Below are 11,427 nucleotides of genomic sequence, written 5' to 3'. Positions count from 1 at the left end.
AATTGCCGGCCTGCGGCATCCCCGAGACCTGCCAAGTCTGCGACAATGAGCCTCGCCGCGAACGGCTTTTTCCACGCTGCTCTTGCCTTTTGTCATGCTCAATAAACTCTGGTTGGGATTCTTTCTTGCTGCGGCGGCGGCCGCCTCGTACCGTTGGCTGGTCATCGGCGACGCCGAGGTCTTCCGCCAGATCGTGGTCAGCCTGTTCGATATGGCACGCGTCTCGGTCGAAGTCATGGTGCTGTTATTCGGCACGCTGACGCTATGGCTGGGTTTCCTGCGCATTGCCGAGTCCGCCGGCCTGGTCGAAAAACTCGCGACACTGCTCGGCCCCCTGTTCGCCCGCTTGATGCCCGAGGTCCCGCGCGGCCATCCTGCCATAGGCCTGATCACGCTGAACTTCGCCGCCAACGGCCTGGGCCTGGACAATGCCGCCACTCCGATCGGCCTGCGCGCCATGCGCGAGCTGCAAACGCTGAATCCCAAACCAGACACGGCCACCAACGCGCAAATCCTGTTCCTGGTGCTCAATGCCTCATCATTGACGCTGCTGCCAGTCACGCTGTTCATGTTCCGCGCTCAACAAGGTGCGGCGGACCCGACGCTGGTCTTCCTGCCGATTCTATTGGCCACCAGCGCTTCGACCATCGCGGGTCTGCTTGCCGTCGCCCTGTGCCAACGCCTGAAGCTCTACGACCCCGTCTCCCTGGCCTGGCTAGGTGGTGCGGCGCTGTTGCTAGGCGGCTTTATGGCGCTGCTGGCCAGCATGTCGGCCGCTGCCATTGCCAGCTTGTCCTCGTTGATGGGCAACCTGATGTTGTTTGGCATACTGCTGGCCTTTCTGATCATCGGCGCGTACAAACGCGTCCCGGTATACGAAACCTTTATCGCTGGCGCCAAGGAAGGCTTTGACGTCGCCAAAAGCCTCCTGCCCTATCTGGTCGCGATGCTCTGCGCTGTCGGCGTATTGCGTGCGTCAGGCGCCCTCGACATCGTCCTGGACGGTATTCGCTGGCTGGCACATGCGGCAGGCTGGGACACGCGCTTCGTCGATGCATTGCCAACCGCACTGGTCAAACCCTTCTCCGGCAGTGCAGCGCGCGCCATGATGCTGGAGACCATGACGCACTTCGGGGTAGACAGTTTCCCCGCACTGCTCGCTGCCATCATGCAAGGCAGCACGGAAACGACCTTCTACGTCCTGGCCGTGTATTTCGGCTCTGTCGGCATCCTGCGTGCCCGGCATGCAGTCGGTTGTGCACTCATCGCTGATTTGGCGGGGGTGCTGGCTTCTATTGCGGTGTGTTATTGGTTCTTTGGGTAATTGGCGGGTCGTTGAGACGAAGCGTCATCGATAGGCGGATGTCCATCGCTGTGAAGACGTTCCTGCCGGTTCAACCAACGATGAAGCCATCATCATCAATACCCCCAACAGCAGGGACATCCGTAATGTGTCATTAACGCGAGCCGTCGTCCGCCGTGTAAAAGGGGCACCGGGCCGTTGAGCCGCGATATAGCCCGCGCAGCGGGCCGAGGCCCCTGNTCATGGGCCGAGTCNNNGCGNACGGCCCGGTGCCCCTTTTACACGGCGGACGACGGCNCCTAAAGAACCCAATACCATGCATGCAGCGATTATCTATGCAACATGCAAAAAAGCATGCAAAAAAACTATTCGACGATCAGAATCTTCATCCCATTCGTCCCCCCACTATCCCGATACGAATCCCCCTTCGTCAGGATCACCCAATCCCCCACCTGCACACGCCCGCGCTTTTTCAGCTCGCCAATCGCCGCATCACTCAACTCCGCCGGATCATAGGCCGAAGGATCAAACGGCACCGTATAAACCCCCCGGAACATCGCCGCACGATGCTGCGTCTGACTATGCGGGCTATAGCAATAAATAGGCACCCCTGAACGAATCCGCGACATGATCAACGGCGTATGTCCGCTTTCGGTCAACGCAATGATCGCCTTGACTCCAGGAAAGTGATTCGCCGCATACATCGCCGCCAATGCGATCGTCTCATCGCAGCGGGTAAATGTCTCACCCAGACGGTGATGCGAATGCGTACTGGTAGGATGCTTTTCCGCGCCCAGACACACCCGCGCCATCGCCTGCACCGCCTCGACCGGATACTGTCCCGACGCACTCTCTGCCGACAACATCACCGCATCCGTGTAATCCAGCACCGCATTCGCGACATCCGAGACCTCTGCCCGCGTCGGCAACGGACTGGAGATCATCGACTCCATCATTTGCGTCGCAGTGATCACAACCTTGTTCAAGGTACGCGCATGTTGAATGATGCGTTTCTGAATGCCCACCAATTCAGCGTCGCCCACCTCGACACCCAAATCACCGCGCGCGACCATCACACCATCGCTGGCGCGGATCAAGGCGTCGAGCGCCTCATCATCCACCACTGCCTCGGCGCGCTCGATTTTGGCGACAATCCAGGCCTCGCTGCCGGCCTCGCGCAACAGTTGCCGTGCCTCATCGATGTCGCTGCCATAACGCGGAAACGACACCGCAACGTATTCCAGCTCGAGCTCGGCCGCGACCAAAATGTCGGCCCGGTCCTTGTCAGTCAGACTCGGCGCAGACAAACCGCCACCACGCCGATTGATGCCCTTGTTGTTTGACAACGGACCACCGACCGTCACCGTCGTATGCACCGCATCATCAACGATGCGGTCTACCACCAGCACCACGCGTCCATCGTCGAGCAACAGCTCATCGCCCGCTCTGCAGTCCTGAACCAATTCAGGGTAGTCGATGCCGACGATGGAAGCATTCCCTGCATCTTTCGGGTGGCTATTGGACAACACGAACTTGTCGCCGACATGCAGCACGATTTGTTTGTCGGTGAATCGTGCGATGCGAATCTTGGGGCCCTGCAAATCGCCCATCAGTGCAACATAACGGCCTTGTTTAGCGGCAACCTCTCGAACCAGACGCGCACGTTCGCGGTGATCGTCCGCAGTGCCATGCGAGAAATTCAGGCGAGCCACATCAATACCCGCACGCACCAGGGCTTCCAGTTGCTCGGGCGTCGATGTAGCCGGCCCCAGCGTGGCGACAATTTTGGTGCGGCGCAATACGGACATGAATCACCTCTCTCGCAAAATGATGAATGCATCATGGTACGACGCCGCGGTGAATCGCGGGTGGTACACGGATACAGCAGACTTCAGCGCCTGCACGAGTATTATTAACGTCTTTCGTTGCCAGCGCACCACCACGATCAACACTTATTTTTCCGACCTCGACTATCGTGAAAATCGTCATCGCTCCTGACTCGTTCAAAGAAAGCCTCTCTGCCCCCGACGCGGCTGCCGCCATCGCGCGTGGCATCAAACAAGCTTATCCCGATGCGCATACCGTCTGCGTACCCATGGCCGATGGCGGCGAAGGTACTGTCGAGGCGGTCCTGGCAGCGACGGGCGGTCAGTGGCGCGCAACCGCCGTCACCGGCGCCTTGGGCGAATCGCTGGATGCGCCCTGGGGCTGGCTGGATGATGCCACGGCCGTGATCGAAATGGCTGCCGCAGCCGGGTTGGAGCAAACGCCCCCCGCGCAACGCGATCCGCTGCGCGCCAGCAGCGGGGGTGTGGGCGAGATCATCCGCGCGGCGCTGGATGCGGGCGCCCGCCGTATCATCCTCGGTCTGGGAGGATCCTCGACCAACGACGGTGGAGCAGGATTGCTGGCAGCGTTGGGCGTGCGCTTTCTGGACAAGGCAGGTAAAGACCTGCCGTCCGGCGGCGCGGCGCTGGCCGAGCTGGATCGCATCGATATACAAGGTCTGGACCCGCGTCTTGCGCAGATCCAAATCGACATTGCCTCTGACGTCGACAACCCTCTGTGCGGCCCGCAAGGGGCTTCGCATATCTTTGGCCCGCAAAAGGGTGCGACACCAGAACAAGTCGCCTTGCTGGACAACAGCCTGAGCCATTTTGCCGATATCTGCGCGCGCGACCTGGGGCGCGATATGCGTGACGAGGCGGGATCGGGCGCTGCCGGCGGATTGGGCTTTGCCGCGCACGCGTTTCTCAATGCACGCTTTCGCCCGGGGGTAGAAGTCGTCGCAGAACTGGGCAAACTCGCGCAAGCCATGGAAGGCGCGACGCTCGCCTTCACCGGCGAAGGCCGCATGGATGCTCAAACGCTACGCGGCAAAACGCCTGCGGGCGTCGCACGTATCGCGCAACATGCCGGCGTGCCCGTGGTGGCCCTGGCAGGCTCATTAGGCGAAGGCTATGAAAAACTGCATGCAGGCGGCATTACGGCGGCATTCAGTCTGGCGCCAGGGCCTGTCACGCTGCAACAGGCTTGCGAAAACGCCGCACAATATCTATGTGATCGTGCCCGCGATGTGACCCAGCTGTGGGTAGCCGCCAGCAAACGCATGCTGTAGCGGCAACTATTAGCGTCCGGTGGCTGCACGTACAGAAGACGTGCAGCCCTTACAGCAGCTCATGTACGGCGTTGCAGCGAACTGCCGTTGCGACGGCTGACAGCGCCGTGTGGCAGCGGCCATGCTCTACACCGCGACGGCCCCGGCCTCGACCAATGCATCCGTCATCCGGATGAATTTTTCGACGGAGATTTCTTCCGCACGCGCGGTCGGAGCGATCTCCAGAGATTCCCACGGGACGAGCGCCGCCCAATCGCCCAACGCACGCCGCAGCATCTTGCGACGTTGCGCAAAAGCGCGCGCCACGACGGTCTCTAATGCGGTCTCGCTGATGGGCCGCAAACGATTCGCAGGCAGGGGCACCATCCGCACCACGGCAGATACCACACGCGGCGGAGGATCAAAGGCTTCCGGCGGGACGTCGAACAGCTTATCCATGCGATAGCGCGATTGCAGCATGACCGACAAGCGCCCATAATCCGCGCTGCTCGGTGCCGCCACCATGCGGTCTATGACCTCACGCTGCAGCATGAAATGCTGATCGCGTACCGTGTCGGCCGCCGCCATCAGGTGAAACAGCAACGGGCTGGAAATGTTATAGGGCAGATTGCCCACCACTCGCAGCCCCGCCCCCAGGGTGGAAAAATCCACGGTCAAGGCATCCGCCTCGACCACGGTCAATCGCTCTGCGGAATGCTGATTACGCAGACGGGCCGCCAGATCGCGATCGATCTCGACCACGGTCAGATGCTTCAGGCTGCGTAACAGCGGTTGCGTCAGCGCCGACAAGCCCGGTCCGATTTCTACGATGTGATCATCCGGTGCGGGCGCAATCGCTCGCACAATACCTTCGATCACACTATCGTCGGTCAGAAAGTGTTGTCCGAAACGCTTGCGCGCCTGGTGCTTACTCATGGATGCACTCTCAGCGCTCAACGATTGTTCTGTTCAATACTCAACTGCTTTTCGAGGCGGTTGTCGATATACGCGCCATTGCGCAGTTGCTCCAGCCAGTCTTCGAATGCAGGTTCGGCGCGGCGTTCGAACAGGATCTGGCGCGCTTGCATGCGCTGCAGCTCATCGCTGACATCATGCTCGCGGCGTTCCTCGACCTGGATCAAGTGCCAGCCAAACGGCGACAGCACAGGCTCGCTGATGCCGCCTACTGCCAGTGCATTCATCGCTTGTTCAAATGCAGGCACCATCTCGCCAGGATTCACCCAGCCCAGATCGCCGCCTTGCGGGGCGTTGTTGTCCTCGGAATACTGACGCGCCATATCGGCAAACGACGCACCGCCGTTTATGACGCGCTGGCGAATCTGCTCCAGACGCTGGCGGGCCTGGTCGTCGGTCATCACCGCGGAGGTCTTGACCAGAATGTGGCGTGCATGCGTTTGCGTGACCTGTACCGGCCCTTGGTTCGCAGGCATCCCCTGTCCAGGCTGAGGCGCAATGGCCGGCGCTGCAGGCGCAGCAGGCCGCGCTGGTTGCGCAGGCGCCGCGACAGAAGCCCCGCCGGCACGATCCAGGACCTTCAAGATGTGAAAACCATTACCGCTTTGAATCACGCCGCTGACTTGACCGGGTTGCAACGATGCGATTGCCTTCACGAACAGGTCCGGCCAGCCATCGATCGGCCGGGCCCCCATCACGCCGCCCTGCAATGCCTCGGGGCCATCAGACGACTCGGCAGCCAGGCTGGCGAAATCGGCACCCTGCTTCAGGCGCGCCAAAATACTCTCGGCCTTGTTGCGCAGGGCAGCCACCTGGTCCGAACTGGATCCCTCTGGGACACGCACGAGAATCTGACCCAGCGCGACTTGCTCGGGACCCGACTGCACACGGGCTTGCGGCGCGGGCTGCCCCGGCGCGGGAGCGCCCGCTCCTGCGCGCGCCGCGGGGTTATTCTGCTGGTCTTTCAGAAAGGCGTCGACTTCGGCATCGCTGATCATGATCTGCGAGTCGACCGCGCGCTGGCGCAAACGATTCATCCGCAGGTCTTGGGACAAGGACTTGCGATACTGATCCCATTTGACGCCGGATTTCTCGACCTCTGTCCTCATATTCGGGACCGATATCCGATTACGCTCAGCGATGCCGGCGATGGCCTGATCGACCTGCGAATCGTTGACGCGTATCCCCATACGGTCAGCCTCCTGGACTTGGATCCGCTCCATGATCAGGCTTTGCAGCACCTGACGGCGCAGGATGTCCTGAGGCGGCACTTGAATACCGCGACGCGTCAGGTCTGCGACTGCATTTTTTGCAGCGCTATCGACCTCGCGCAGCGTGATCACGTCTTTGTTCACGACCGCAGCAATCCCGTCGACCGTCTGGTCACCTTGCTGGGCCGGCTGTGCCGCTCCCGGGCCGGGCTTGGCAGACTGTGGCTTGGGCTGCGCATAGGCTACAGACACCGACGCGCAAGCCGTCAAGACCAGCAAGTTACCGGAGAGCCGGCGCAAAGTGTGCAAGCTACGCATCATTCATACCTTTCAAATGTCGTGCCCTGAGGCGTCTGTGGCGTCACAGACTGATACCCGGGGATACTCTTGTTCAACAGGCTCATGGGATCTGTACCCAGGGACCCCAGACCTGTCAGTTCCAACTGGAAGAACAGGGCCGTGTTCGTGTCGGCTGCGGACACCGCATAACGCTGGAAGACCACACGCCCTGTCCAGCAGCAGTCGCCCTTGTATTCGAGACCGGCAATCGCCTGCGTCACACGCGGCCCGCCTTTGCTCGACGAATTGTTTATAGACGAGGAATCAGAGTCGGAGTTCAGCGCATAATCGATCCGGCCTACACCATACCAACGCTCGGTAAAGGGCCACTGAAACGCCAGGCTGATCTGGTTCTGCCCTTGCGGTTGATAAATCGTGTTCACAGTGGGGTCGCGCTGATATCGATACGACAGCGCCACCGAGGTCAAACGCTGCGGCCGCCAGCGGGCACTGATCAAGCCGCGAGACCAATTACCCTCGTAGGGGTCGAACTGCGCCGCGACTTCGGTACTGAGCGTATCGGTCAGCGCGGCACTCGCCGCCACCAGAAAATCGGAACGCACGTTGCGGTCTTCGCGCGGAGTTTCGAGCGGCAATGTAACGCGCTGGTCTTCGAAATACAGACGCTGCCCAGCCGACAACGACAGCCGCTCGAACCCGGTGTTCGCATCCAGCCAACGCGTCGTCAACGCGGCCGTCAACTGGTTGGCATTGGAAATGCGATCCCAGCCACCGGTATAAATGTTTTCCGAGAACGCCTGCTCAAAACTGAAATCCGCCAGCGTCGTGTCATACACCGGCAGCTTGGATTGATCGCGGTATGGCACGCGCAGGTAATACAACCGCGGCTCCAAGGTCTGGATCGACGCATTGCCAAACAGGGTGGTATCGCGCTCGAACACCATGCCAGCATCGAGCGATATGATCGGCAGGCTGCGAGACGCATTCTTATCGTAAACCCCGCGCATCCCGTACGTTTCAGGGTACGACGCGGTGTTATACCAATCCGTGTGGTACTGCGTATAGTGCAAACCGACCTTGGGAATGATGAACCAGCCTGGACGCTGAATTGGATATGACGCAGTCAAATAAGACTGCAGCCGATCACCGTCCGGTCCCTGACGCACGCCCCTCAACAGCGGCCGCTGAAAACGCACTGCAGTCGTCGTCCATTCCAGATCAACGCCCCCCAGATCGTAACGCGCGCCCTTCAAATACAACTCGGGCAGCTTGTTCAAGGGCGGCGACAACAGGTCATCCTCATCCTGCAACGTCTGGTATTTATAGACCTGCGCGTAAGCCTGCCAGTAGTTATTGCCCCAGCCGACCTTGCCACGCTGCGGCAAATAGGTGGTCGATGCCTCGTTCAGACCCAGCGTCGAAAAGTCGCGGAAATAGTCGTCGTCAGACGCCTTGGCGTAATCCCAGTCGTAGTAAAAACCGGCCCCGAGCAACTGCTGGTGCCGCGAGCGGAACATCCAGCGCCGTTCACCGGTTTCCTGGTCACTGGACATATAGGTGCCGACCATGTTGCCCGAATACGTGCTGCCCATGTAGCGGAATTCCCCGCCCAGTTGGGGGCCACGCTTGCTCAGATAGCGCGGCTGCAAGGTCAAGTCGTAGTTGGGCGCCAGGTTGAAGTAATACGGCACGGACAAATCCACGCCGCTATTACTGGTGATCCCATACGTGGGGATCAGAAACCCGGATTTGCGTTCTTTTTTGACGGGGAAGGTCAAATAAGGCGACGCCAGCAACGGCACGCCCTTGAAATACAGTACGCCGTTGCGGGCCACGCCTTCGTTTTCGTCGAAATCCAGATCAACGCCATCGGCCTCGATATACCACGACGGATCAGCGCAAGGGCAACCGCTGTACCGCACGGTCGTCAAGCGCATCTGCGACCGGCTGAAAATCTCGGCGTGCTCGGCGCGTGCAGCACCGCCATTTGCCCCGATCCAGAAATTCGGCGAATCGATTTCGCCGCTATCGGTGTCCACGTTGAACTGCGCGGCCGGGCCTGTCACCAGCGTCCCATCGCGCATCATCCGCACATTGCCCTGCAGGGTCGTCTCGCCCGTATTGTTGCGATAGTCGATCCGATCGCCCTTGACGACGCCGTCAATACGACGCACCTCGGAATGCCCTGTCAGGGTCACATTGCTATCCGGGTTGCCCTCGATGTGGTCGGCCTGCAGATACGAGGCCACATCGTCTTCGGGTACGCGATGAATGCGCAGTCCTGGCGACGTGCGCAACTGAGGCGCCACCTGCAGCCTGGACGACGCCCCGGATTCCGTCTCGGCGGACGAAAGCGTGCCCTGGCTACCCTGGGCATGGACGGCGCCCGCCAAGCTGACAGCAGAGAGGATCAACCACCGGACCATATGCACCGTGAACGTAAACCTTTTACAGAAAAACCCCGCCCCGGCACAAACCGGCGCCGTGGCGATGATGACCCGACCACGCCAGACATGGGAACATGCCTGTCAACGGGAGCGACCCGGTATTATAGAGAAGCTGTGCGCAACATCCTTCACTGAAAGCGCCCGGTACGAAACCAAACCCTACCGCAATACGAGACGGCCCTCTTGAGCACCGACCACGATTCCCGTTTTACCCAGGTCCAGACTTGGCTGAATACGCTGCCCGCCGGCTTGGCCCTGGCCCCTGAAACCCTGCAACCGGCTTCCAGCGACGCCAGCTTCAGGCGCTATTTTCGCCTGAATGCGGGCGACCGTACGGTCATCGTCATGGACGCGCCGCCGCCGCACGAAGACGTCCGCCCGTTTCTGCACGTGGGCAACTTGCTGCGAAAAACCGGACTGAATGTGCCACAGATACTGGCACAAGACCCCGAACAAGGTCTGCTGCTGCTGTCTGACCTGGGGCGCGACACGTACTACCAACGCATCCAGGCCGGTCTCAGCGACGATCAATTGCAGTCGCTCTACCGCGATGCCCTGGCTGCGCTCGTACGCATGCAACAGGCCAGTGTGGACGGACTGCCCGCGTACGATCGCCCCCGTCTGGCGGCCGAGCTTGAGCTTTTCCCGGAATGGTATGTCGGGCGGCACCATGGCGTACAACTGGACGACAAAACCGCTGCGGCGCTCCAGCATATTTTCGGACTGCTGTCAGACGCGAACGCCGCTCAGCGCCCCGTTCTGGTGCATCGAGACTTCCATTCCCCCAATTTGATGGTGTGCGATGACCCCGTCTACGGGCCCAACCCCGGGATTCTGGACTTTCAGGATGCGCTGGCTGGCCCCATCACCTATGACCTGGCCTCTCTGGTGACTGACGCCCGCACCACCTGGGAAGAACCCCAGCAACTGGATTGGGCGGTGCGCTACTGGGAAATGGCCCGCGCCGCGGGATTGCCGGTCGACAGCGACTTTGCGGTGTTCCACCAGGCCTACGAATGGATGAGCCTGCAACGCAACCTGCGCATTCTGGGTGTGTTTGCCCGCCTGAATCACCGCGACGGCAAGCCGTCCTATCTGGCGCACATGCCCCGCGTGAACGCCTATGTCCGCCAAGTCGCGCAGCGTTACGGGGTATTCACGCCGCTGCTGCGGCTGCTGGACCGCCTCGACGACCGTGAAGTCCAAGTGGGGTATACGTTCTGATGCGCGCCATGATCCTGGCGGCCGGGCGTGGCGAACGCATGCGGCCGCTGACTGACCACACGCCCAAACCCCTGTTGCCCGCAGGCGGCAAACCGCTCATCGCCTGGCATCTGGAACGCCTGGCCGCGGCGGGCATTCGCGAAATCGTCATCAACCACGCCTGGTTGGGCGAGCAACTGCCCGCGCAACTCGGCGACGGCAGCCGTTTCGGGGTGCAGATCGCCTATTCCCCCGAATCCCCTGCCGCCCTCGAAACGGCCGGCGGCATCGCCCAGGCGCTGCCTCTCTTGGGCGCCGATCCGTTTCTGGTGATCAATGGGGACATCTGGTGCGATTGGGATCCCTCGGCGGCGCAGGCGCGGCTACGCGATATGGATCGCGCGGGCGCTGACGCCTGGCTATTGCTGGTGGACAATCCCGAGCATCACCCTCAAGGCGATTTCATCTTGTCCGCACAAGGGAAAGTCCGCTCGGAAGGTCCGCACGCGGCAAACGGCCCTGGCGCAGACGCCAACGCATCAGCCCGTTCCCCGACGTTGACGTTCGCAGGCATCGGACTGTACCGCCCTGCGCTATTCGCCGATCTGCCTCGCGCTACGCCAGCGCCCCTGGGACCGTTGTTACGGGCCGCCATGGCGCGTGATGCCGTCGTGGGCGATCATCATCGTGGCGCATGGACCGACGTCGGGACTCCTGAGCGGCTCGAGGCGCTGGACGCGCGGCTGACCCGCGCACCAGGGCAATAAAGCAAATATTTCCAAGCGGCGCATAGGCAACTGAATTTGTCTGACGTAACCTAGGCGCCGATACAAACGTTATTCTTTACGATTTTTGGCCGGTGTGAACCGGTAACACACGCACACAAGGTTT

Annotated in this window: 8 protein-coding genes; 4 read left to right on the top strand and 4 right to left on the bottom strand. The window is 61.0% G+C overall.

Annotated elements, in window-relative coordinates; genetic code table 11:
• The first annotated feature begins 94 nt into the window (after positions 1-94).
• Entirely contained in the window at positions 95-1,324 is a 1,230-nt protein-coding gene (locus ACNA0I_RS14945; protein ID WP_415806799.1) for a nucleoside recognition domain-containing protein, read from the top strand.
• Between the two features lie 344 nt (positions 1,325-1,668).
• Here the strand turns inward: ACNA0I_RS14945 and pyk are convergent, their stop codons facing one another.
• Positions 1,669-3,111, bottom strand: coding sequence for a pyruvate kinase (pyk, locus tag ACNA0I_RS14940; protein WP_415806798.1), 1,443 nt, complete (start codon positions 3,109-3,111; stop codon positions 1,669-1,671).
• Positions 3,112-3,278: 167 nt separating this feature from the next.
• Between pyk and ACNA0I_RS14935 the strand changes: the two genes are divergently transcribed.
• Positions 3,279-4,421: a glycerate kinase gene (locus ACNA0I_RS14935; protein ID WP_415806797.1), complete on the top strand. Its 1,143-nt coding sequence runs from the start codon at positions 3,279-3,281 to the stop codon at positions 4,419-4,421.
• Positions 4,422-4,547: 126 nt separating this feature from the next.
• On the opposite strand, the gene rsmA is transcribed toward ACNA0I_RS14935, so the two are convergent.
• From rsmA to ACNA0I_RS14920, 3 genes are read right to left on the bottom strand one after another with little or no spacing between them, the layout of a single operon-like run.
• Entirely contained in the window at positions 4,548-5,336 is a 789-nt protein-coding gene (gene rsmA, locus ACNA0I_RS14930; RefSeq protein WP_415806796.1) for a 16S rRNA (adenine(1518)-N(6)/adenine(1519)-N(6))-dimethyltransferase RsmA, read from the bottom strand.
• A 17-nt stretch (positions 5,337-5,353) separates the two neighbouring features.
• Complete coding sequence (locus ACNA0I_RS14925) at positions 5,354-6,907, bottom strand: peptidylprolyl isomerase (RefSeq protein ID WP_415806795.1); 1,554 nt, start codon at positions 6,905-6,907, stop codon at positions 5,354-5,356.
• Positions 6,904-9,318 carry an LPS-assembly protein LptD gene (locus ACNA0I_RS14920; RefSeq protein ID WP_415806794.1) on the bottom strand — a complete coding sequence of 805 codons (2,415 nt, stop codon included), beginning with the start codon at positions 9,316-9,318 and terminating at the stop codon, positions 6,904-6,906. The genes ACNA0I_RS14925 and ACNA0I_RS14920 overlap by 4 nt, the downstream gene beginning before the upstream one ends.
• 198 nt (positions 9,319-9,516) lie before the next feature.
• Between ACNA0I_RS14920 and ACNA0I_RS14915 the strand changes: the two genes are divergently transcribed.
• Positions 9,517-10,557: an aminoglycoside phosphotransferase family protein gene (locus tag ACNA0I_RS14915; RefSeq protein WP_415806793.1), complete on the top strand. Its 1,041-nt coding sequence runs from the start codon at positions 9,517-9,519 to the stop codon at positions 10,555-10,557.
• Positions 10,557-11,303: an N-acetylmuramate alpha-1-phosphate uridylyltransferase MurU gene (murU, locus tag ACNA0I_RS14910; protein WP_415806792.1), complete on the top strand. Its 747-nt coding sequence runs from the start codon at positions 10,557-10,559 to the stop codon at positions 11,301-11,303. The genes ACNA0I_RS14915 and murU overlap by 1 nt, the downstream gene beginning before the upstream one ends.
• The last annotated feature ends 124 nt before the right edge of the window (positions 11,304-11,427 follow it).

It is taken from the genome of Bordetella muralis, assembly GCF_965139205.1.
Taxonomy (GTDB): Bacteria; Pseudomonadota; Gammaproteobacteria; order Burkholderiales; family Burkholderiaceae_B; genus Bordetella_A; species Bordetella_A muralis.
This window is presented reverse-complemented; position numbering and strand designations above follow the sequence as displayed.